Below are 22,354 nucleotides of genomic sequence, written 5' to 3' on the forward strand. Positions count from 1 at the left end.
GGTACAATAGCATTACCAATGAAAGAGGTGAAGTTGGAACTATAGGCGGGGGTAGCACAGGACAAGGTAACCGCGAAGGTGTCACTATTAATCCTGCCTTTATTGAACAGTCGCAACGTCTGAAGGTAAAAATAGCTAAATTGCCCTATGCCTTAAACGGCTCATGGTTGCTTGAAATAGAGCTTAATAATTCGGGAGGGAAACAACGGTAACCTACGTACATTTTTAGAAGCAGGAAAGGTGGGTCGGCTTTGAAAATATTAATCACCGGCGGTACAGGCCTTTTAGGACGTTCCCTTTGTACAAAACTCCTACAGGCAGGTCATGATCTAATAGTTCTTTCACGTAACGCAGCGGCAGCGAGGGGCAGGCTAACCCCCGGGGTTCAGCTTATCCGGTGGCAGCCGGGCGTGGAAAGGGTACCACTGGAGGCCCTGGAAGGTGTAGAAGCGGTTATCAACCTGGCCGGGGAAAATATCGGCGCCGGGCGCTGGACTGCTTCGCGAAAACAGCTTATTATGCAAAGCCGTTTGGGTGTCACCAGGGCATTGACAGAGTCCTTTCAAAAGTTAAACCAGCATCCCAGGGTATTCATTAGCGGGTCGGCAGTCGGCTATTATGGCCCCCATGGTGACGAAGAACTAACCGAGGCATCGCCGCCGGGGCATGACTTCCTGGCTGAAGTCTGCCGGGCCTGGGAGCAAGAAGCCAACCGGGCCAGGGAATTGGGAGTGAGGGTAGTAACCATACGTACCGGCATCGTCCTGGCCAGGGAAGGAGGAACCCTGCCGCGTATGGTTACCCCTTTTCGTTTGTTTCTTGGCGGGCCGTTAGGTAGCGGCCGGCAGTGGGTTTCCTGGATTCACATTGCTGATGCTGTAGGTATCATCCAGCTGGCCCTTGAACATACAACCGTGGCTGGACCGGTAAATCTCACCGCACCCCAGCCGGTACGGATGGAGGAATTTGCCTCGGTCCTGGGAAGAGTGCTGAAGCGGCCTTCCAGTTTGCGAGTACCGGCATGGATGCTGAAAATGGCCTTAGGGGAAATGGCCAATCTTCTCCTTACCGGCCAGCGGGTGCTACCTGCCCGGGCTTTGCAGGAGGGTTACCAGTTTCGCTATCCCGAGTTAGCAGGGGCCCTGGAAGATTTGCTTATCTTATCTGGATAGATTCTAGACCGACAGGTTGCGCTAAACCCCACGGGCTCCCAGGTGGAACATTACCTGCGTGACCGGCGTGGCTACCTGCAGCAGCTGGCCGGAAGGGCGGGAAGGCTTGCCAGGGAGTTTGGCAGGTGAATAAAGCCGGGGTCAGTTATTGTCCCGGGCCAGGTCCACCAGCCAGAATGACGGGGGCAGGTCGCGCCGGAACTGGTGGCCATCGCCCTGCCTGTAAGAACTGATACTCCATATTCCTGCCGGCAACACAATAAGCGTCGCTGGGAAAATAAAAGAGCCTGTCCGGAAGGCTGCCGGATGAGGGCCCGGGTGCCAGCCGATCGAAGTATTTAACGGCTTCTTCGTTTTCATTTCTCAACCTGCAGGCCACGCCGGTATAAAATAAGACCCTTTCGTTGGCGGCGTCATATTGCAGGGCGGCTTGCAGCAAGGGCAGGTAATCCTTGAGGTCATAAAAGTTTTTCCCCGCGTTCTTTTTATTTACCTGGTCCATGATGATCCCGGCTATTCTCCGGCCCGTGCTTTTATCCCCGGAGGCTTCCGAGGCATTCTTAAAAAGCTCCAGGCTTTGTTGATAATCTTGATCAAATAGTTTTATTCCTAGCTGTATGTAGATATCGGCAAGCATGTCCCCACCTTTGCCGGCGTAAGCAGGAGCGAGTTCGGTGGCTTTTTTGAGGTTGTCGATGGCCTGTTGCCACTCCTTCTGGTGGTAATAGTAGACGCCCTGGAAGTAATAGCCTTCCGGTCGTTCAGGGTGTTCCTGCACCATTTTTTTGCTTAAACCGGAAACAGTATCCCAGTCCTGGCTGGCAACAGCTTTTTCGAGGACTTTTACATCACTTGCTAACCCGCCCCCACACCCACTAAGGGCAATGAGCAGGAGCATCACCATGGGCGCCAGGATACGCTTCAGGCGAGCAGGAAGCATCTTGTTTCCCCCTTTAAAACCAAGCGGGCTTAACTATAGCTCACTTTGTCCCTGAAGGCCAGGACTACCCGGCGCCTGCGGCCAGCTGCCGCATCTCCTCATACCCCTGCTGGATCAACTCCGCTTCTGACTTAAAGTAAGGCAGGTTCATATCCAGGGGGATATACTGCCCAACGGCGTCTTCAATAAAAAATTGCACGGCATCCTTTTGCAGCCGGCCCCGGCTGTCGAACCGGGCCGTCACCTTTAAGAATTCATTGGCTTCCTGGGGCTCAGTAATATACTCCTGCAATTCTTGCTGCCAGAAAGCAATTTGCCTTTCTATCTTTCGCAGCGCTTCCGGGGTGAGGCGGGCGCGGTTTTCTTCCAGGTAGTGGAGACGGCCCTTCTGCGGCGGCCATTCCGCCGGGGTGTCTACGCCCAGCAGGTGGCTGACCCGGACCAGGTATACGGCTTCCGCCTGGAAGCCGGACTGGTAAAAGGATTGCAGGTCAATCTTTGTGTCCAGCAGGCGGTAATGCTGGTACTGCCTGGCTACCAGGTCCTCCACCTGTTTCTGGAGCTGGACTTTGAGCTGCCACTGGTCCCAGGTGCTGTCAATGCCGGTAATATACCAGCTTCCATCCTGGTGCTGCACCGTAACATGGTTTATATAAGATCCAGCCGGCCCGGTGGAGGTCATCAGGTCGAACTGGACGGTAAAGCGCCAGCTTCCTTCCGGTTCTTCTTTTTGCTCAAGAATGGTATATTTTTCTACCCAGGGGCTGGATACACCCGTCACCCACCCCATCCTTTCATAATTGGGACGGCACTTTTCTTTCAAGGCCGGTGCTAAAAGGGCGTATTGCCAGGCGCCGTTGCGGTTCTTGACCCCTGCGGCCCAACTCTGCACAGTTTCCCCCGGGCTCTTTGGAGTTAAAGCTTTTTCCAGGAGGGTTAGCTGGCGGCGCAGGGAGTCACTCTCCGGGTCGTCGATTTTAATGGTGCGGGTAGCTCCATCCCACTCCACCCTGGCTCCCAGGGCTTCGGCCAGCCAGCGGGCCGGCACCATGACCCGGCCGTCGATGATCCGGGGTGTTACGCCGGGATCAAGCAGCGAGTTGTTGATGACGAATTTTAGCGGGCCGGTAGAGGGTTCGCCAGCAGCGGACCGGGGAGAAGGCGGCGGGAAGGGCGCCGGGCCTTCCTTTAGAGGTTCTGCTTCGGCCGGGCGGTGGGCCAGGAGTCCCTCGACCAAGGTGCTGGCCTGGTCTTTATTGATCTGGCCTGTCTTCAGGAGCATCTCCACGACAGGCGCGTAGTAGTCCAGGTCTTTTATCTGGGCCATGGTCAAGCCGTGATCCAGGAGAAACTGGATGTCAATGGCAGTGCCGTTGACAGCCTTGAAGGCGGGGTCTGGTATGGCCGCCGTGGCCACCACCGGGATCAGGATTAAGAATAGTGCCAGCAGCATTGGCAAAAACCATAGTTTTCGCCGGAAAGAAGTCATTGGCCGCACCTCCCTGTTAACCCGTTTGCTCTAACTTTACGGGCTTTATTTATTTAGACGGCGGTAATTACTAAAAGGTTCCCATTGCTTTCCAGATTTATGTTATAATATCCCCCGGGGTTACTTGGTTATATTTGTTTTAACGAGGAACCAAAACTTATTGAAGTTGATAGCGAACATTTTGTTGCCTGATTGGTATGCACCCTCCAGCGAGTCAGAGAAGGAGATCCACCAGGTTCATGGCCTTATAAGTACCGCCCAGTTCGGTGGGCTTGTCAACGGCTATCTGGAAGCTGCGGGCCTGGCCCTGGCAATAGAAACCTATCCTGGTCCAGCGTATATTTGCGGTAAAGGTTATTTTGGCCATACCAATAACCATCCCCTTGTTAATGTGACATGATATAAATCCATGATATCACTAAAAGGACTGTTTGCCTTTCATTTAGCTTTGTTATCAGTCACTACCACCATGGAAGAAGGGGATAGTGTGCTCGCCGGCAACAATCGGACCCTGTTGAAAGCATTAATCGTTATGACCTTACTACCAATCCTCGCCTTTACAGCCTGCGCCCGATCATCTCAATCGCCAAAAGAAATCGAGGAGGCAGTAGCCCTTGTAAATGGTCAACCAATAACTAAGGAAGCTCTGGAAAAAGAAATGCTTAGAATGCAATTCATGGCTGAAATGAGGTTTCAATCAGGAACTGTTTCTATAGACGAGTTTCTTAAGCAATCCGGACGGGACTGGTCCAAGATGACACCAGAGGAAAAGCGTTACTACCTGCGGGCAAAACGTCAAAGCGAAATGACAGGGGAGAAGAATGAGGCTTTTAACCGGCTGGTGCGGGAGGAGGTTCTGTACCAGGAAGCGGTTAAAGAGGGATATAAAGTTTCTATAGACGAGGCCCGGCAGCGTTACCAGGAAATAGAGACCTTTTCCCAGGAATCCCTAAAAGAGGCGCTTAAAGAAGAAAAGGCAAAAGAAGAGATAGAAAGACTACAAGAGGTCGACAATAAGTTCCAGGAGTGGATGGGCTTTACCAGTCCGGAAGCGCTAACAGAATACCGGGTGCAAAGGCTCATGCGAACCATGCCCATTAGCCGTTTACGGGAAAAGTTTAAAGCGGATTGGGGCAATAAACACCCTGAAATCCGCGGGGATGAGTTCCGGTACATGGTTGAAAATCGCTGGGAAGATTATACTAACGAACTTTTGCGCCAGGCCGATATTCGTATAAAAGACAAAGACCTTGAGATTATTTATGATTAGTCTTTTTCACCACCTTAGCAGGAATTCCCGTTCTGGTGAATGTGGGTCAAAAAACCACCTGGGGGTTGAACATGCTAGCCATTGTCAATTCCGTCGTCCTGGTAAGCCTGGAGGGGCAGAGTGTACGGGTAGAGGTCGATATTAGTAACGGCTTGCCTGTTTGTGAGATTGTTGGTCAAATTATATACATGAAAAATCAAATATAGAAGCGGAAAAGAACTGCAGGGCTTTTAAAGAAAGTAATAACGGGAATCTCATTGATGATCACCATTTCAAATAGAAATTTAGGTTATAATAAGATGATGAAAGTATGAAAAATAGGGTGGTAAGTTATGGCTATAGAAAAAATTTATAACGCGATTAAAAGACTCCCTCCCGCGGAAAGGGAAAAATTACGCCATCTACTAGATAACGAGGATTCTAACAATGAAAACACGAAAGCATTTGAAAGAGCAGCAGGTTCCTGGACCGACTTCGATGCTGACGGATTCATAGAAGAAATTTACCATCGCCGTAATAGCGTTGGCAGGAAAGGTTCAGAATGGTGATGGCAAAATACCTGGTCGATACAGATTGGGCGGTTTTTTATCTCCGGGGCAAGGAACCATTCGTAACGACTTTAAAAGAGTACAGGCAAAAAGGACTGGCCATAAGTGTAGTTACCATCGCTGAATTGTATGAAGGGGTTTTTAGAAGTGCGAAGCCAGAGGAAAAAGAAAGTTCATTGCGCGATTTTCTGAAGGGCATTTCCATAATAAATGTTTCCCCGCCTATAGCACGCCTCTTCGGTCAACGAAGAGCGGAATTGCATAAACAGGGGTTAACAATCAGCGATTTTGACTTATTAATAGGTTGTACAGCGATATTTTTCAACCTAACGTTATTGACTAATAACAAAAAGCATTATGAAAAGATACCTGGGCTAACTGAAATAATTACTCTAGAATAAAAATAACTGTACCATGGCTCCATATAAGCAGATTGACTTGGATGCTAGTAGACATAAAATTGGGTTAATAATAGTTATTTTGGCGAAAGCATTAAAAGATTATTTATAGTATCAACCCACATTTGTCCAGGTTCAAACTGGAAATAATTCTTCCAGTTAGACTGGATGGACTTCGGCAGTATATCATATCGCCAACGGCACGTGACCGAAAGGATTAGCCCGCCGGTGGGACTGAAGGGGATGTTCAACTCCGAGACCAGCATAAGCCAGCCTCTTCCGATGGGTAGCCGGATTTGAAGGATATTATAGTAGGAGATAGTTGTATCCCGATAAACTGGAAAATATATTTCAGAACATTAAAGTCATCCCCTGAGCTGCCTGCAGAGAGATAGACCTCCAAACGGGGTCTTTTCTTTTTTCACCAACTTAGCAGGAACTTTGTTTCTTGCAGCGAATAGCAAAAGTTGGGTAGAAAACCAGCTGGGGTGTTTACTATGCTAGCCATTGTTAATTCCGTCGTCCTCGTGGGCCTGGAGGGCCAGAGTGTACGGGTAGAGGTGGATATTAGCAATGGTTTGCCTGTTTGTGATATAGTGGGTCTCCCGGACCTCTCCGTGAAAGAGGCCCGGGAACGGGTACGGGCGGCAATTAAAAACTCCGGCTTTGACTTTCCTTTACGCCGGATAATCGTTAACCTGGCCCCTGGTGATATCAAAAAAGAAGGTCCCATCTATGACCTACCTATTGCCCTGGGTATCCTGATGGCTGCGGAAGAACTTGGTAGCGGGCCGGAGGCGGTCATCTATGCTGTGGGCGAGCTTTCCCTGGAGGGTAGCCTGCGGCCCATACCTGGGGTTTTGCCCATGGCCCTGGCCCTGCAGGAGTTCCAGCCCGGAGCAACTTTTATTGTCCCGGCGGCCAATGCCAATGAAGCCGCCCTGGCCTCCAGGTTAAAGGTGCTGGCGGCAGAAAGCCTGGCCCAGGTGGTGGCTTACTGGCGCGGTGATGAGGAGCTGCCGGAAGTTAAACCGGCAACAGGGGATAGTCCACCCCCGGTTTTTAACGGGGTGGACCTGGCTGATATCAAGGGCCAGGCGGCCGCCAAGAGGGGACTGGAAATAGCAGCTGCTGGCGGCCATAATATCCTGCTCATTGGCAGTCCCGGGGCGGGGAAAACCATGCTGGCACGGAGCCTGCCATCAATCTTGCCACCCCTGACCTATGAAGAAGCCCTTACCGTAACCAAGATTTACAGCGCCGCCGGGTTGCTGGCTCCCGGCCAGGGACTGGTAACGGAACGCCCCTTCCGGACACCCCACCATACGGCCTCGACGGCCAGTATTATCGGGGGCGGCCGCATCCCCAAACCCGGGGAGGTAAGCCTAGCCACCCACGGTGTTCTTTTCCTGGATGAGATGGCCGAATACCGCCGTGACGTCCTGGAGGCCCTGCGCCAGCCTTTGGAAGACCGGGTGGTAACCGTATCCCGGTTGGCGGCAGCCATTACCTATCCCGCCGATTTCCTTTTAATCGGCAGCGTGAATCCCTGTCCCTGCGGCTATTATGGCGATGCGGTCAAGGAATGCCTGTGCACCCCCCACCAGGTGGCCCAGTACCGGAAAAGGTTATCCGGGCCTTTGCTGGACAGGATAGACCTGCACTTGGAAGTTCCCCGGCTGACCTACCATGAAGTCGAAACCGGGACCACGCCGGAAAACTCGGCCGCCGTCAGGGAGCGGGTCAGGGCAGCCCGCCAGAGGCAACTGGAGAGGTTAAAGGGGACAGGGGCTACCTGCAATGCGGCTATGACGGCCCGCCAGGTGCACCAGTACTGCCGCCTGGCCCCTCAGGCGCGCACCCTTTTACGCGATGCCTTCAACAAGCTGGGCCTCTCTATGCGGGCCCATGACCGCTTGCTCAAGGTGGCCCGGACCATTGCCGACCTGGAAGGGTCGGAGTTAATAACTGCCGCCCACCTGGCCGAGGCCATCCAGTACCGCAGCCTGGACTGGGGGGAGGAGAAACTGGCAATGCAGTAGTAAAGCGGTAGGCCGTTATTAAGCAGTAGCCGGCACAGGGTGAGTTATTTATAAAGTTATTTAAGGCAGGGCATGTTATCTGGTGTGAAGCTGTGAAGCCGGAATTTACCTGCCCGCCCGAACATAAAAAAGGAGGCGAACCACCATGCCTGAATTTCAAGCCATGGGTTTAATTGCCGAACTAATGGCCATTGCTGCCCGGACGGCGCCCAAGGCCGGGGGGAAAGACTTTATGGAGTTAAAGATTCTCCAGGGAGAAACCCTGGAGCAGCTGGCCGCGGCTATGGCCCGCTATGGCCAGGAGAGCGGGAAGAAAAACTTTGATCGCGATGGTGAGAATGTCCGCCGCTCTGATGCCGTTCTCCTGGTAGGGCTGAAAAACGCTGCTAAAACCGGCCTGGACTGTGGTGCCTGCGGTGTTCCCCGCTGTGCCGACCTGGAACAGTTGCATGCTGGGCCCGAGTTTGCCGGGCCAATCTGCGCCTGGCGGTTAATGGACCTGGGGATAGCCCTGGGTTCGGCCGCCAAAATGGCGGGGATGCTCAATGCCGATAACCGCATTATGTACCGGATTGGTGTCGTGGCCCGGAAAATGGGTCTCATGGATGCCGACGTTATTGCCGGTATCCCCATTGCCGCGACCGGGAAAAACATTTATTTTGATCGCTAGGTTATTTTAAAGACGCATTATGCAGGGCTCGAACTATAATCACCAGTTCTCATCCACGACGCCCAGGGCTTCTTCCCCTGGGCGCCCATTCATTAAAAGGGTTAAACCCGAGAAAAATTTAGGGTGAAGGGATTTGTGGAGGCGATTAAAATGACCTTCCGTTTTTACCTGCCTACCCGGGTATTTTTTGGCGAAGGGGTTTTAAACGAGTATGGCGATTTCCTCAGCCGGCTGGGCCGGCGGGCCCTGGTAGTTACCGGGCGCCGGAGCGCCCTTACCAGCGGTGCCCTGGCTGATTTTGAAGCCCTGGCTCAAAGGCTGGGCTTAAACTGGGTTGTTTTCAACGAGGTACCGGCCAACCCAACCCTGGAGACTGTCGCGAAAGCCGTTGACCTGGCCCGCCAGGAGGGTGTTGATCTGGTCATTGGCATTGGTGGCGGGTCACCCCTGGATACGGCCAAGGCCGTTGCCCTCCTCGTTCCCAACAGGGCAGCGGCAACCCGGCTGTACGAGGCCGACCTGCCGGAGCCGCCCCTACCCCTGGTAGCTGTACCGACTACCGCCGGGACCGGGAGCGAGGTTACCCAGCATGCCGTTTTTACTTTACCGGCTAAGGAAATAAAAAAGGGTTTCAGCGACGACCGCTGCTTCCCCGTCGCAGCTTTGGTAGACCCCCGTTATACCTATTCCCTACCCCGTGATATTACCATAGATACGGCCCTGGATACCCTGACCCATGCCATGGAAGGTTACCTGTCCAGGCGCGCCACCCCTTTAAGCGATACCCTGGCCCTGGAAGCCGTGCGCCTCTTTGCCGGGCAAAAGGAGGCCCTGCTGGCCGGAAACCTGCTCCCGGCGACCAGGCGGGACCTCATGTATGCCACCACCCTGGGAGGCATGGTCATCGCCCAGACCCGGACGACCATCCTTCATACCCTGGGTTATCCTTTAACCTACAGCTATGATATACCCCACGGCCGCGCCAATGGCTACCTGCTGCCTGCCTACCTGGAATTTATCCAGCCGGCACAACCGGCCAAGGTAAACAGTCTCCTGGCGGCCCTGGAAATGGCCTCCATAGAGGAAGTGTGGGAATTGATCCGGCAGTTATTGCCGCCACCGGAAAGAATTCCGGCAAAAGAACTGGAACGGATGGCTTCCCTGGCAGCAACAAACACCAGCAGCCTGGCCTGGACGGCCCGCCAGGCGACCCCAGAGGATTTACTAAACATGTTACGCCGGAGCATGGGCTAGTATGAAGGACCTGGCTCCGGGCTACAATACCTTAAGACCTGTAGCAACACCTATTTGTCCCTCCAGGGGGACTTTTTTAATCCAGGCTTGACTAGCCGCCAAAGAATAGATATGCTTTTAGGAAACCCGGTAACTTTTGTCCCTTACCGGCAGGAAATTTCGCCCAGACCGCGAAAGGTTACTTTTACAACTATACAGCAGGGGAGAAACCATGGAAGAAAAACCATTCTGGGTAGCCCTCCAGCAGGCGCCGGGTCTGGGAGCCCGCCGGGTCCTCCAGCTGGTTAAATTTTTCGGGAGTCCCCGGGCCGCCTGGCAGGCACCGGAAAAAGAGCTTCTGGCCCTGGAAGGTCTGGGCAAGGCGGCAACCTCCTTGATTAACTGGCGCCGCCAGGTAACACCGGAAAAAATTATGGCTAAACTAGAGAAAACCGGTATCGGAGTATTGATCCTGGAGGAAGATACCTACCCCCTGGAGCTCAAACGTATTTATGATCCGCCGCCCGTCCTCTACTGGCGGGGCAGCCAGCTGCCGGGGGAAGGCCTGAAAATAGCCATCGTCGGTACCCGCCGGGCGACGGTCTATGGTCTTAAGGTGGCCACGGAGCTCGCTGCCGGTCTTGCCGCCGCCGGCGCCGGTGTGGTCAGCGGCCTGGCCCGGGGCATAGATGCGGCTGCCCACCGGGGAGCCATCCAGGGAAAAGGCCTCACCTGGGGCATCCTGGGCTGTGGGGTAGACGTTATTTATCCTCCGGAACACCGGCAGCTTTACCACCAGGTAATGGACCACGGGGCCATCCTTTCTGAGTTTCCCCCGGGCACGCCGCCGGATGCCGGCCATTTCCCGGCCCGCAACCGGATAATCAGCGGCCTGGCGAGTGGTACAGTGGTCGTCGAGGCCGCAGCCAGAAGCGGGGCCTTGATTACAGCCGACCTGGCCCTGGAGCAGAATCGCGACGTTTTTGCCGTCCCGGGGCCAGTTACCAGCCGCTACAGCGAGGGCACTAATGAGTTAATTAAACAGGGGGCCAGGGTAGTGACCGGGGTAGCCGATATTTTGGCCGAATATGAGCCCCAATCCCTGTGGCCCTTGTCCCGGCAAGAAAGCCAGGTGGAGGTGGCCCTGACAGCCGCCGAGGAAAAGGTAATGGCCGCCCTCAGTGTCATGCCTACCCACCTGGATACCATTATGGCCACAACCGGCCTGCCGCCGGGGGAACTGAATACCGCCTTGCTCCAGCTGGAGATAAGAAAATTAATCCGGCGGTTACCGGGAGGTTTTTACCTGCGCTGTTAGGGGGGAAAATTTTGGCCCATACACTAGTGATCGTGGAATCGCCGGCCAAGGCCAAGACCATTGGCAAATTCCTGGGGCGGAACTATACCATAAAATCGTCCATGGGGCATATCCGCGATTTACCCAAGAGCCAGTTTGGCGTCGACGTCGAGCACGGTTTTGAGCCCCACTATATCACCATCCGGGGTAAAGGGACCATAGTCAAGGAACTGCGGGCCGTCGCCCAGAAGTCCCAGCGTGTTTTACTGGCTACGGACCCGGACCGGGAAGGGGAGGCTATTGCCTGGCACTTGCAGCATCTCCTTGAGCTACCTCCCGGGCCGATCCGGATCGAGTTTCACGAGATTACCCGCAACGCCGTCCAGGAGGCTATAAAAAAGCCCCGGGAGATTGATCAAAACCGGGTCGATGCCCAGCAGGCCCGGCGGGTGCTGGACCGTGTCGTGGGGTACCGTTTGAGCCCCCTCCTGTGGCGCAAGGTACGTAAAGGTTTAAGTGCCGGCCGGGTGCAGTCGGTAGCCGTGCGCCTGATTGTCGACCGGGAACGGGAAATCGAAGCCTTCCAGCCGGAAGAATACTGGAGCCTGACGGCCTGGTTGCTGGCTGGCGGTGAGGGGGAGGCTTTCCCGGCCAAACTCTTTAAATATCTTGGTGAGGACCCGGCTATTAAAAATGAAGGCGAAATGCAAGCCATCCTGGCAGCCCTGGAGGGGTCTACCTATGTCGTAACGGAGGTCAAGCAACGGGAACGGCGCAAAAACCCGGCAGCCCCCTTCACCACCAGCACCATGCAGCAGGAGGCTTATCGCAAACTAAATTTTACGGCCAGGCGGACCATGCAGGTGGCCCAGCAGCTCTATGAAGGTATTGACCTGGGCGGCAGCGAAGGTCCTGTCGGCCTGATAACCTACATCCGTACCGATTCCACCCGTATTGCCAGCGTGGCCCAGCTGGAAGCCCGGGACTTTCTCATGGAACGCTTTGGCCCCGATTATGTCCCGGAAGGCTTAAGGCAATTTAGAGGCCGTAAGGATATCCAGGATGCCCACGAAGCCATCCGGCCCACTTCCGTCTGGCGGGAACCGGCGGCTTTAAAAAATGTCCTTACCCGGGACCAGTTCCGCCTCTATAATCTAATCTGGGAGCGTTTTGTGGCCAGCCAGATGCAGGCTGCCATCATGGATACCATGACGGTGGATATTAGCGCCGGGCCCTGCCTTTTCCGGGCCACCGGTTCGGTAGTTAAGTTTCCGGGTTACCTGCGGGTTTACCAGGAAGGCAGCGACGGCGAAGGTAAGGAGCAGGAGCAAAGGCTGCCCGCCCTTACAATCGGCCAGACCCTGGAACTCCAATCCCTGGAACCCAAACAGCACTTTACCCAGCCGCCGCCGCGTTATACCGAGGCCACCCTGGTAAAAACGATGGAAGAGCTGGGTATCGGCCGGCCCAGTACCTATGCCCCGACCATTGAGACCATCCTGGAGCGCGGTTATGTGGTCAGGGAGCAAAAACAGTTTATCCCCACGGAACTGGGCCGGGTGGTGGTGGATCTCCTGAAGGAGCATTTTCCTGATATTATTGACGTGGAATTTACGGCCCAGATGGAGCAGCAACTGGACGAGATTGAAGCCGGGAAATTATCCTGGCGCCAGGTAGTGGCCGAATTTTATGAGCCCTTCAGCCGGGTGCTGGAACGGGCCGAAAGGGAGATCGGCACGGTCGAGCTACCGGAAGAAGTTAGCGAAGAAAAATGTAAACTTTGCGGCCGTAACCTGGTTGTCAAGACGGGCCGCTTTGGCAAATTTCTGGCCTGTCCCGGCTTCCCGGAGTGCCGTTTTACCAAACCCTTGCTGGAAACCATTGGCGTTAATTGTCCCCGGTGCGGGGGAGAAATTGTGGCCCGGCGGACGAAGAAAGGCCGTAAATTTTACGGCTGCCAGAACTACCCGGAGTGCAATTATGTTTCCTGGGATAAACCTACCAACCAGAACTGCCCCCGCTGCGGGACCCGCCTAGTGGAAAAGGCTTCCCGCCAGGGGGCACGCCTGCTTTGCCCCAGCAAGGAATGCGGCTATGAAGAAAAGATCCAGCAGGCCAGATAGTTTTTTCACGGAGGGGATAAGTTGCCGGAAAAGCTGATCATCATTGGCGGCGGCCTGGCCGGCAGCGAGGCCGCCTGGCAGGCGGCCCGGCGGGGTACCAAAGTTGAGCTGTGGGAGATGCGGCCGGACAAGATGACGCCGGCCCACCGTACCGGTTACCTGGCCGAGCTGGTCTGCTCCAATTCTTTAAGAGCCGATACCCTGGAGAATGCCGCCGGCCTGTTAAAGGCAGAGATGCGCCTGGCCCATTCCCTCATTATGGCCGTAGCTGAGGAATGTCGCGTGCCGGCCGGCAAGGCCCTGGCGGTGGACCGGGAGGAGTTTGCCGTTCGGGTGACTACGGCCCTGGAGGCGGAAGAACGGATCACCATTATCCGGGAGGAAGCCCGGGCCATACCCGGGCAGGAGGCGGTGATCATTGCCACCGGGCCGTTAACTTCGCCGGCCCTGGCCGAAAGCCTGAAAGGTTTTACCGGCGCCGAGTATTTATACTTTTACGATGCGGCGGCGCCCATTGTTACGGCCGCATCTTTAAATTACAGCCGTATTTTCAGGGGTTCCCGTTACGGGCGGGGGGAGGAAGACTACCTCAACTGCCCTTTGAATGAAGAGGAGTACCGGCGCTTTTACCAGGCCTTAATTACGGCTGAACGCTATCCCCGGCATGATTTTGAGCCCGAGGTAGTTTTTGAAGGATGCATGCCGGTGGAAGTCATGGCCAGGCGGGGACCGGATACCCTGCGCTTTGGCCCCATGCGCCCGGTGGGGCTCATCGACCCGGCTACCGGGAAGGAGCCCTATGCCGTGGTGCAGCTGCGCCGGGACAACCTGGCCGGCACCCTGTATAACCTGGTAGGTTTCCAGACGAGCCTCAAGTGGGGGGAACAGGAACGGGTCTTCCGCCTCATCCCCGGCCTGGAGGAGGCGGAGTTTGTCCGTTTTGGCGTCATGCACCGCAATACCTATATTAATTCGCCCCGGGTGCTTCAACCTACCCTGCAGTTAAAGGAACACCCGCAGGTTTTCCTGGCCGGCCAGTTAACCGGCGTGGAAGGTTACATTGAATCGGCAGCCAGCGGCCTGGTGGCGGGGATCAACGCCGCCCGCTATATCAAGGGCGAGGAACCCCTGACCCTGCCGCCGGCTACGGCCCACGGCGCCCTCCTTCATTATATTACCGATCCCACCCACGATCCCCTGCAGCCCATGCATATTAATTTTGGCCTGCTGCCGCCCCTGGAGCGCCGGATCAAGGGCCGGGAAGTGCGCAACCGGGCTTTAGCGGAGCGGGCTTTACAAATCTGGTCCAGCCTCGGTGAATTTTCCGGCAATTGACTTGCACTTTATAAGTGAATATGTTAGCATATATAGGGTCCGGGGGTGAGGGTATGATCGGAACCGCCTTTCAAGAAGGGCTGGCAGGGTTCATCTTATACCTGGAAAGCGAAAAACAAGCCTCTCCCTGTACCGTTACCGCCTACCGGGCCGATATCGAGCAATTTGCTGCCTTCGTGTACGAGCGCCAGGGCCCGGGGGCCGGGCCGGCAGACGTTGATACCTGGCTGGTGCGCCGTTTTTTAGGCCGGCTGAACCAATTAGGCCGGGAAAAGAGCAGCATGAACCGCAAGCTGGCTGCTTTGCGGTCCTTTTACCGCTTCTTGCTGCGGGAAGGCAAAGTAGAAAGCAGCCCGGCGGCCCTGCTGGCAGGCCCGCGCCGGGAAAAGCGTTTACCCCGTTTTTTAAGCTATGCCGAGGTAGAAAAACTGCTGGCCATACCGGCTACTACCCCGTTAGGGTTAAGGGACCGGGCCATGCTGGAAACCCTGTATGCCTCCGGCATAAGGGTGAGCGAACTGGTCGGCCTGGATGTAGAAAATCTTGACCTGGAAGCCGGGTATGCCCGGGTTCTGGGCAAGGGCCGGCGGGAAAGGGTTGTTCCCCTTGGCAACCTGGCCGTCAAAGCCCTGCGGGATTACCTGGCCCGGGGCCGGCCGGAACTGGTGGCCCGCCGCAACCCGCCGGAAACAAAAGCCCTGTATCTCAACCACCTGGGGGGGCGGCTGACAGCCCGAGGCGTGCGGGAGAGGCTGAACCACTACGTGGAGAAGACAGCTTTAAGCAGCGGCATCTCCCCCCATACCCTACGCCACTGTTTTGCCACCCACATGCTGGAGCGGGGGGCAGACCTCAGGGTAGTCCAGGAACTCCTGGGCCATGTTAACCTTTCCACCACCCAGATCTATACCCATCTCAGCCGGGCCAGATTACGAGAAGTATACCAGCAGGCCCACCCCAGGGCTAGAAGAAGTGAGGGGTAGAACCCGTGCAAGGCACAACGGTGATAGCCGTACGCCATAAAGGCAAGGTGGCCGTAGCCGGCGACGGCCAGGTGACCTTCGGCCATACCATTATGAAACATAAGGCCCGTAAAGTACGCCGGCTATACCAGAATAAAGTCCTGGCCGGCTTTGCCGGCAGTGTGGCTGACGCCTTTGCCCTCTTTGAAAAGTTTGAGGCCAAACTGGAGGAATACCATGGCAACCTCCAGCGGGCCGTCGTAGAGCTGGGGAAAGAATGGCGTACTGATAGATTTTTACGACGCCTGGAAGCCCTGCTGGTGGTGGCCGACCGGGAGCATCTCCTGGTAATTTCCGGTAACGGCGAAATAGTTGAACCCGATGATGGGATTGCGGCCATCGGCTCCGGGGGCCCTTATGCCCTGGCGGCCGCCCGGGCCTTAAAAAAGCATACCGAGCTCGAGGCCGGTGCCATCGCCCGGGAAGCTATGGAGATTGCCGCTTCTATCTGCATCTATACCAATAATAATATTGTGGTAGAAGAACTCTGATGCCAAGGGAGGGGGAGAAGAGTGGACCTTACACCCCGGCAGATAGTAGCCGAGTTAGACCGCTATATCGTCGGCCAGGAAGAAGCCAAAAAATGCGTGGCCATCGCCCTGAGGAACCGTTACCGCCGGCAGAAACTGGGCCCGGATTTACGCGATGAGGTCCTGCCCAAAAATATCATTATGATTGGCCCTACCGGTGTTGGCAAAACCGAGATTGCCCGTCGCCTGGCGCGCCTGGTAGGGGCGCCTTTCTTAAAGGTAGAAGCTACCCGCTTCACCGAAGTGGGTTATGTCGGCCGCGATGTGGAATCAATGATCCGGGAACTGGTAGAAAATGCCGTGAGAATGGTTAAAATAGAAAAGCGGGCGGAAGTGGAAACTAAGGCAGCCAAACTGGCGGAAAAGCGTTTGCTGGACCTGCTCGCCCCCCAGGCCGGGAAGGGCAGGGGGAGCCGTTCCCCCTGGGAAGTGCTCTTTGGCGGTGTGCCGGCCGGCGGGGAAGGGATGGCGGCCGAAGAAGAGAATACCGCCGAAAAGCGGGCTATTCTCAAGGAAAAATTAAAGCGCCAGGAACTAGAAGACATGATGGTGGAGGTGGAGGTAGAGGATAATACCGGCCCGGGGATCGTCCTGGGCGGGCTGGGGCTGGAAGAACTGGGGATGAACATCCAGGATATGCTGGGCAATATGCTTCCCCGGCGCAAGCGCAAGCGCCTGGTAACGGTGGCGGAAGCGCGGCGGATTCTCACCCAGCAAGAGGCCGATAAACTCATTGATATGGATGAAGTGGCCGCCATTGCCGTCCAGCGAGTGGAACAGGATGGTATTATTTTCCTGGATGAGATTGACAAGATAGCCGGCAGGGAAAGCGGGCACGGCCCTGATGTTTCCCGGGAAGGAGTCCAGCGCGACATCCTGCCCATTGTCGAAGGTACCACCGTCCAGACCAAATACGGCCCGGTGAAAACTGACCATATTCTCTTTATCGCCGCCGGGGCCTTCCATGTGGCCAAACCGGCGGATCTCATCCCGGAACTCCAGGGCCGGTTTCCTATCAGGGTAGAACTGAAAAGCTTAAACCGGGACGATTTTCAACGTATTTTAACCGAACCCAAGAATTCCCTCTTGCGCCAGTATACAGCTCTGTTGGCGGTAGAAGGTATAGAATTACAATTTTCAGCCGATGCTATTGCGGAAATTGCCGATATTGCTTATACTGTAAATAATCAGGGCGAAGATATCGGCGCACGTCGGCTGCATACTATCCTGGAAAAGGTTTTGCAGGATCTCCTTTTCCGGGCGCCAGAAGAGGAGGAACGCAAGGTTGTTATTGATGCAACTTATGTCCGGCAACAGCTGGGCGACATAATGCAACATGCCGATTTACAAAGTTATATACTCTAAGGAAAGGAAGATGGTATATGGAAAGTTTACTCGAAAGATCCAGGAAAATTAACCGCCTGTTGCAGCGGGCGGCCGGTAACCCGGTGGACTTTCAAGAAATGGCCAATGTGATGCGCGATGTCCTGGGAGCCAACACTTATATTGTGGGCCGCCATGCCCGCGTCCTGGGGTATGCCTTTGTTGAAGGTTTCACCTGTGACATTATGGAAGACATTGTCTTCCAGTCGGAACGTTTCCCGGAACAGTACAATGAACAGCTCTTGCGCATTGACGAAACCCAGGCCAACTTTTGCCAGGTAGGCAATGCCTGCGTTTTTGACCTGGACAAAAAATGTGTCTTCAACAACAAGCTGACCACGGTAGTGCCCATTGTTGGCGGCGGCCAGCGCCTGGGTACCCTGGTCCTCTCCAAGTTTAACGTCCGCTTTGATGACGAAGACCTGGTCCTGGCCGAATATGGCGCCACCGTAGTCGGTATGGAGATCCTGCGTTCCAAAGCCGATAAAATTGAGGAAGAAGCCCGCAAACGCGCTGCCGTCCATGTTGCCTTAGCGACCCTGTCTTACTCCGAACTGGAGGCCGTGGAGCACATCTTTGCCGAGCTGGACGGCGACGAAGGTATCCTGGTCGCCAGTAAGATCGCCGACCGGGCGGGTATAACCCGTTCCGTTATCGTCAACGCCCTGCGGAAATTCGAAAGCGCCGGCGTCATCGAGTCCAAGTCCCTGGGCATGAAGGGGACCTATATCCGCATCCTCAACGATCACCTGCTGGAGGAGTTAGAAAAGCTCCGCCGTTAAGTTCAGACTTAGACTTGCCGGGCACCAGGGGTTTATGCTATACTAACCTCTGGTGTTTGATTCCACACGCGCCGGAGGGCAGGAGAAGTGCCGGGTAAAAGGTCCTCCTGGCCCGATGAAGGTAGCGGCGGGTTAAAACTACAGGAGGTGCAGTTGCGTGATTATTTCCATGAAGCAGTTGCTGGAGGCCGGTGTTCATTTCGGCCACCAGACCCGGCGCTGGAATCCTAAAATGGCCCCGTATATTTTTACGGAGCGCAACGGGATTTATATCATTGACCTCCAGCGCACCGTCAAAAAGATTGAAGAAGCCTATAATTTCGTCCGGGACCTGGCCCGCGAGGGGGGTAAAATCCTTTTTGTGGGCACCAAAAAGCAGGCCCAGGAAGCCGTGAAGGAAGAAGCCGAGCGCTGTGGCATGTTTTATGTCAACGTGCGCTGGCTGGGTGGGACGTTGACCAACTTCCAGACCATCCGCCGGCGGGTCGAACGCCTGAAAGAACTGGAACGGATGGAAGAAGAAGGTACTTTTGAGCTGTTACCCAAAAAGGAAGTCGCCCGTTTACGGGGCGAGAAGGAAAAACTGGAGCGCTACCTGGGCGGTATTAAGGAGATGAAGAACCTGCCTGATGCCCTCTTCATTATCGACCCGCGCAAAGAGCGGATTGCCGTAGCGGAAGGGCGGCGTCTGGGTATTCCCATTGTGGCCATTGTCGATACCAACTGTGATCCCGATGAGGTGGATTATGTTATTCCTGGTAACGACGATGCCATCCGGGCCGTCCGTTTGCTAACCAGTAAAATGGCTGATGCCGTTCTTGAGGGCCTGCAGGGCCAGGATCAACCGGAAGAAGTTGTGGGGGAATGAGGGAGTGAAGTTATGATTTCGGCTGCTGACGTCAAAGAGCTGCGCAACCGGACCGGAGCAGGAATGATGGATTGTAAAAAGGCCCTGGAAGAGTCTGGCGGCGACATGGAGCAAGCCATTGAATATTTACGCAAGAAAGGGCTGGCCACCGCGGCCAAACGGGCCGGTAAAATAGCCAGCGAAGGCCTGGTCCATGCCTACATCCATGGTGGTGGCCGGATAGGCGTTTTAATTGAAGTCAACTGCGAGACCGACTTTGTCGCCAAGACGGAAGCCTTTCAGGACCTGGTGCACAACCTGGCCATGCAGGTAGCTGCTTCCCGGCCCGAGTATGTAGCCCGGGAAGATGTTCCGGAAGAAGTCCTGGCTAAAGAAAAGGAAATTTTAAAGGCCCAGGCTTTAAATGAAGGCAAGCCGGAAAAGGTAATTGATAAGATTGTTGCCGGCCGCCTGGAAAAATTCTTCCAGGATAATTGCCTCCTGGAGCAACCCTTTATTAAAGATATGGACCGGACCGTCCAGGATCTTATTAACGAGGCCGTAGCCAAGCTGGGTGAAAAGATAGTCGTCCGCCGCTTTGTCCGCTATGAAGTGGGCGAAGGTATCAAGGCGGAGGAATAAATGGCTGAAAAAAAGAGCACCGCGGTGCTCTTTTTTTCCACGGGTAAAGAGGAATTTTGGCTAACGTGTAGAAAAGTATTCAGGAGTTACGGAGGTATTTGCCGGGTATGGCGCAACCCAAGTTTAAACGGGTAGTTCTAAAGGTTAGCGGGGAAGCCCTGGCCGGTACCCAGGGTTTTGGCATCGACCAGGAAGTCCTCACTTCTATTGCCGCGCAAATAAAAGAAGTACGGGATCTGGGGGTTGACGTGGCCATTGTCGTCGGTGGCGGCAATATCTGGCGGGGGGTCAAGGGTAGTGCCAGGGGTATGGACCGCGCCACTGCGGATTACATGGGTATGCTGGCGACGGTAATCAACGCCCTGGCCCTACAGGATGCCCTGGAGAGCCAGGGCGTGGATACCAGGGTGCAGACGGCCATTGAAATGCGCCAGATAGCCGAGCCTTACATCCGCCGCCGGGCCATCCGCCACCTGGAAAAGGGCCGGGTGGTGATCTTTGCTGCCGGTACAGGCAATCCTTATTTTTCCACGGATACTACCGCGGCCCTGCGGGCGGCCGAGATTGAAGCCGATGTCATCTTAATGGCCAAACGGGTGGATGGCGTTTATGATTCCGACCCCGAGATAAACCCCGATGCCAGGAGGTTGCAGGATCTCGATTACCTGGAAGTATTGAACGGTGGCCTGGGAGTAATGGATGCGACTGCCACTTCCCTGTGTATGGATAACCGCATTCCTATTATTGTCTTTGGGATAAAAGAGAAGGGCAATATCCTGAAGGTAATCATGGGTGAACCCATTGGTACCTTTGTCGGGAGGTTAGAGTGATGCTGGACGCTATTTTAAAGGAAACCGAAGGCAGGATGCAAAAGGCAGTCGAGATCTTACGCCGGGAGCTGGCTTCTATCCGGGCGGGACGGGCCAACCCGGCCCTGCTGGAGAAGGTTACCGTTAACTATTATGGGACACCCACCCCTATCAACCAGCTGGCCACGGTTTCCGCCCCGGAAGCCCGGCTCTTAGTCATCCAACCCTGGGACCGCAATATCCTGCCGGAAATGGAAAAGGCCATTTTAAAGTCGGACCTGGGGTTGACGCCGGCCAGCGACGGTACCGTGATCCGCATAGCCATTCCCCAGCTAACGGAAGAGCGGCGTACCGAGCTGGTCAAAATGGTCCGCAAGAAGGCTGAGGAATTCCGGGTACTGGTCCGCAATGCCCGCCGGGAGGCCAACGATAAGTTAAAAGCCCAGGAGAAAAATAAAGCTGCTTCGGAAGATGAAGTCAAGCGGGCCCAGGAAAAGGTCCAGAAGCTGACCGATAATTACATCCAGACCATTGATAAGATCCTGGCCAGTAAAGAAGCTGAAATTATGGAGGTCTAGCTTTGACCGTACCTGACTGCCTGGGCTTAACCCTGGCTGAAGCCAGAAGACTGCTGGCAGCTAGCGGCTGGCAGGTGCACAATTACTCCTTTACCGGTCCCCTTCGCCCTGTACCGGGTGAGGAGGAAGAGGGCCGCGTCGTGCGTTTACGCCTGGTGGGAGCCGGCCAGGTTGACCTGGTCCTGGCTTATGTAGATACGCACCACCAGTGAAAGGAGGTGGAAGGACCAATGCCCCATCGGATAACGGAAGAGTGCCTGTCTTGTGGCGTTTGTGCAGATGAGTGCCCCAACGGCGCCATCTCCGAAGGAGAAGACATCTATGTTATTGACCCGGAACTTTGCACTGATTGTGGTACCTGCCGTGAAGCCTGTCCCAATGAGGCCATCGTCGAAGAGTAGGATGGCGACAATCCCCCTCCCCGAGGGGGTTTGTTTTATAGGCTGATAGCATTAGGGGGGAAACTGGTGCCTGGTTTCCTGACCAGATGGCTCCGCCCCGGGCCGCTCAAAGCAACGGAAGATATAGAATTCGAACCGGGCAAACTGCCGCGCCATGTGGCTATTATCATGGACGGCAATGGTCGCTGGGCCAGAAAGAGGGGCTTGCCCCGGGTGGCCGGCCACCGGGCGGGAGTTGAATCATTACGCGATATTGTCCGGGCCTGCGTTGACTGGGGCATTGCCATCCTCACCGTTTATGCTTTTTCTACGGAAAACTGGAAAAGACCCCAGGAAGAAGTGGATGCTTTAATGAACCTGCTGGTCGAATACCTGCGCCGGGAGCTACCCGAGTTAAAGCAAGAAGGAGTGCAGGTGCGGGCCATTGGCCGCCTGGAAGCCTTGCCGTTACCGGCCCGGCAAGAACTGGCCCGGGCCCGGCGGGAAACGGCGGGCAACAAGCGGCTCGTCCTCAACCTGGCCCTCAATTATGGCGGCCGGGCCGAGCTGGTGGATGCCTGCCGGCAAATTGCCCGCGCGGTATTGGCCGGTAAACTCCGGCCGGAGGATATAGATGAAACCGTGCTTAAAGGCGCCCTTTACACCGGCGACCTGCCGGACCCCGATCTCTTAATTCGCCCTTCCGGGGAAATGCGCCTCAGCAACTTTTTACTCTGGCAGCTGGCCTATACCGAATTATGGGTTACTGATGTCTACTGGCCGGATTTCCGGCGGGAAAATTTACGCCAGGCCCTGCTGGCCTACCAGCAGCGGGAAAGGCGTTTCGGCGGCCTGAAAATTTGA

Annotated in this window: 25 protein-coding genes; 22 read left to right on the forward strand and 3 right to left on the reverse strand. The window is 55.2% G+C overall.

Features of this window, described 5'->3' with window-relative positions; translation table 11 throughout:
• The first annotated feature begins 251 nt into the window (after positions 1-251).
• Entirely contained in the window at positions 252-1,172 is a 921-nt protein-coding gene (locus MGLY_RS12980) for a TIGR01777 family oxidoreductase (protein WP_156274470.1), read from the forward strand.
• A gap of 145 nt (positions 1,173-1,317) precedes the next feature.
• On the opposite strand, the gene MGLY_RS12985 is transcribed toward MGLY_RS12980, so the two are convergent.
• From MGLY_RS12985 to MGLY_RS12995, 3 genes are all read right to left on the reverse strand, one after another.
• On the reverse strand, positions 1,318-2,112 hold the full coding sequence (locus MGLY_RS12985) for a tetratricopeptide repeat protein (RefSeq protein ID WP_156274472.1): 795 nt from the start codon (positions 2,110-2,112) through the stop codon (positions 1,318-1,320).
• Positions 2,113-2,176: 64 nt separating this feature from the next.
• Positions 2,177-3,565, reverse strand: coding sequence for a copper amine oxidase N-terminal domain-containing protein (locus tag MGLY_RS12990; RefSeq protein ID WP_170291077.1), 1,389 nt, complete (start codon positions 3,563-3,565; stop codon positions 2,177-2,179).
• 250 nt (positions 3,566-3,815) lie between these two features.
• Positions 3,816-3,968, reverse strand: coding sequence for a hypothetical protein (locus tag MGLY_RS12995; RefSeq protein WP_211661884.1), 153 nt, complete (start codon positions 3,966-3,968; stop codon positions 3,816-3,818).
• A 102-nt stretch (positions 3,969-4,070) separates the two neighbouring features.
• On the opposite strand from MGLY_RS12995, the gene MGLY_RS13000 reads away from it, so the two are divergent.
• The 21 genes from MGLY_RS13000 (at position 4,071) to uppS (ending at position 22,354) form a co-directional block, all read left to right on the forward strand.
• Positions 4,071-4,871: a SurA N-terminal domain-containing protein gene (locus MGLY_RS13000; RefSeq protein ID WP_170291078.1), complete on the forward strand. Its 801-nt coding sequence runs from the start codon at positions 4,071-4,073 to the stop codon at positions 4,869-4,871.
• A gap of 71 nt (positions 4,872-4,942) precedes the next feature.
• The gene (locus tag MGLY_RS18585) at positions 4,943-5,077 is read left to right on the forward strand and encodes a hypothetical protein (protein ID WP_277997858.1); all 135 of its coding nucleotides are present in this window, start codon (positions 4,943-4,945) and stop codon (positions 5,075-5,077) included.
• Positions 5,078-5,203: 126 nt separating this feature from the next.
• The gene (locus tag MGLY_RS13005) at positions 5,204-5,419 is read left to right on the forward strand and encodes a hypothetical protein (protein WP_156274476.1); all 216 of its coding nucleotides are present in this window, start codon (positions 5,204-5,206) and stop codon (positions 5,417-5,419) included.
• Positions 5,413-5,820, forward strand: coding sequence for a type II toxin-antitoxin system VapC family toxin (locus MGLY_RS13010; protein WP_211661886.1), 408 nt, complete (start codon positions 5,413-5,415; stop codon positions 5,818-5,820). The genes MGLY_RS13005 and MGLY_RS13010 overlap by 7 nt, the downstream gene beginning before the upstream one ends.
• Before the next feature lie 494 nt (positions 5,821-6,314).
• Positions 6,315-7,859 carry a YifB family Mg chelatase-like AAA ATPase gene (locus MGLY_RS13015; RefSeq protein ID WP_156274478.1) on the forward strand — a complete coding sequence of 515 codons (1,545 nt, stop codon included), beginning with the start codon at positions 6,315-6,317 and terminating at the stop codon, positions 7,857-7,859.
• 145 nt (positions 7,860-8,004) lie between these two features.
• Positions 8,005-8,529 carry a ferredoxin domain-containing protein gene (locus tag MGLY_RS13020; RefSeq protein ID WP_156274480.1) on the forward strand — a complete coding sequence of 175 codons (525 nt, stop codon included), beginning with the start codon at positions 8,005-8,007 and terminating at the stop codon, positions 8,527-8,529.
• A gap of 150 nt (positions 8,530-8,679) precedes the next feature.
• A complete protein-coding gene (locus MGLY_RS13025) occupies positions 8,680-9,783 on the forward strand; it encodes an iron-containing alcohol dehydrogenase family protein (RefSeq protein WP_156274482.1) in 1,104 nt (367 codons plus the stop codon).
• A gap of 211 nt (positions 9,784-9,994) precedes the next feature.
• Positions 9,995-11,080 (forward strand): DNA-processing protein DprA, encoded by a 1,086-nt coding sequence (gene dprA / locus MGLY_RS13030; RefSeq protein ID WP_156274484.1) that lies wholly within the window; start codon positions 9,995-9,997, stop codon positions 11,078-11,080.
• 11 nt (positions 11,081-11,091) lie between these two features.
• Positions 11,092-13,182: a type I DNA topoisomerase gene (gene topA / locus MGLY_RS13035; protein WP_170291079.1), complete on the forward strand. Its 2,091-nt coding sequence runs from the start codon at positions 11,092-11,094 to the stop codon at positions 13,180-13,182.
• Positions 13,183-13,203: 21 nt separating this feature from the next.
• Positions 13,204-14,517 (forward strand): methylenetetrahydrofolate--tRNA-(uracil(54)-C(5))-methyltransferase (FADH(2)-oxidizing) TrmFO, encoded by a 1,314-nt coding sequence (gene trmFO, locus MGLY_RS13040; RefSeq protein ID WP_156274486.1) that lies wholly within the window; start codon positions 13,204-13,206, stop codon positions 14,515-14,517.
• A gap of 53 nt (positions 14,518-14,570) precedes the next feature.
• Positions 14,571-15,500 carry a tyrosine recombinase XerC gene (xerC, locus tag MGLY_RS13045; RefSeq protein ID WP_156274488.1) on the forward strand — a complete coding sequence of 310 codons (930 nt, stop codon included), beginning with the start codon at positions 14,571-14,573 and terminating at the stop codon, positions 15,498-15,500.
• A 5-nt stretch (positions 15,501-15,505) separates the two neighbouring features.
• Positions 15,506-16,030, forward strand: coding sequence for an ATP-dependent protease subunit HslV (hslV, locus tag MGLY_RS13050; RefSeq protein WP_156274490.1), 525 nt, complete (start codon positions 15,506-15,508; stop codon positions 16,028-16,030).
• A 21-nt stretch (positions 16,031-16,051) separates the two neighbouring features.
• Positions 16,052-17,434: an ATP-dependent protease ATPase subunit HslU gene (hslU, locus tag MGLY_RS13055; protein WP_156274492.1), complete on the forward strand. Its 1,383-nt coding sequence runs from the start codon at positions 16,052-16,054 to the stop codon at positions 17,432-17,434.
• A gap of 17 nt (positions 17,435-17,451) precedes the next feature.
• On the forward strand, positions 17,452-18,234 hold the full coding sequence (gene codY, locus MGLY_RS13060; protein WP_156274494.1) for a GTP-sensing pleiotropic transcriptional regulator CodY: 783 nt from the start codon (positions 17,452-17,454) through the stop codon (positions 18,232-18,234).
• A 169-nt stretch (positions 18,235-18,403) separates the two neighbouring features.
• Positions 18,404-19,102: a 30S ribosomal protein S2 gene (rpsB, locus tag MGLY_RS13065; protein ID WP_156276447.1), complete on the forward strand. Its 699-nt coding sequence runs from the start codon at positions 18,404-18,406 to the stop codon at positions 19,100-19,102.
• Between the two features lie 12 nt (positions 19,103-19,114).
• Positions 19,115-19,723 (forward strand): translation elongation factor Ts, encoded by a 609-nt coding sequence (gene tsf / locus MGLY_RS13070; RefSeq protein WP_156274496.1) that lies wholly within the window; start codon positions 19,115-19,117, stop codon positions 19,721-19,723.
• A 107-nt stretch (positions 19,724-19,830) separates the two neighbouring features.
• Complete coding sequence (pyrH, locus tag MGLY_RS13075) at positions 19,831-20,553, forward strand: UMP kinase (RefSeq protein WP_156274497.1); 723 nt, start codon at positions 19,831-19,833, stop codon at positions 20,551-20,553.
• A complete protein-coding gene (gene frr / locus MGLY_RS13080) occupies positions 20,553-21,110 on the forward strand; it encodes a ribosome recycling factor (RefSeq protein WP_156274499.1) in 558 nt (185 codons plus the stop codon). The genes pyrH and frr overlap by 1 nt, the downstream gene beginning before the upstream one ends.
• A gap of 2 nt (positions 21,111-21,112) precedes the next feature.
• A complete protein-coding gene (locus MGLY_RS13085) occupies positions 21,113-21,322 on the forward strand; it encodes a PASTA domain-containing protein (RefSeq protein WP_156274501.1) in 210 nt (69 codons plus the stop codon).
• Positions 21,323-21,340: 18 nt separating this feature from the next.
• A complete protein-coding gene (gene fdxA / locus MGLY_RS13090) occupies positions 21,341-21,511 on the forward strand; it encodes a 4Fe-4S ferredoxin (protein ID WP_156274503.1) in 171 nt (56 codons plus the stop codon).
• A 66-nt stretch (positions 21,512-21,577) separates the two neighbouring features.
• A complete protein-coding gene (gene uppS / locus MGLY_RS13095) occupies positions 21,578-22,354 on the forward strand; it encodes an undecaprenyl pyrophosphate synthase (RefSeq protein WP_170291080.1) in 777 nt (258 codons plus the stop codon).

It is taken from the genome of Moorella glycerini (assembly GCF_009735625.1).
GTDB lineage: Bacteria > Bacillota > DSM-521 > Neomoorellales > Neomoorellaceae > Neomoorella > Neomoorella glycerini.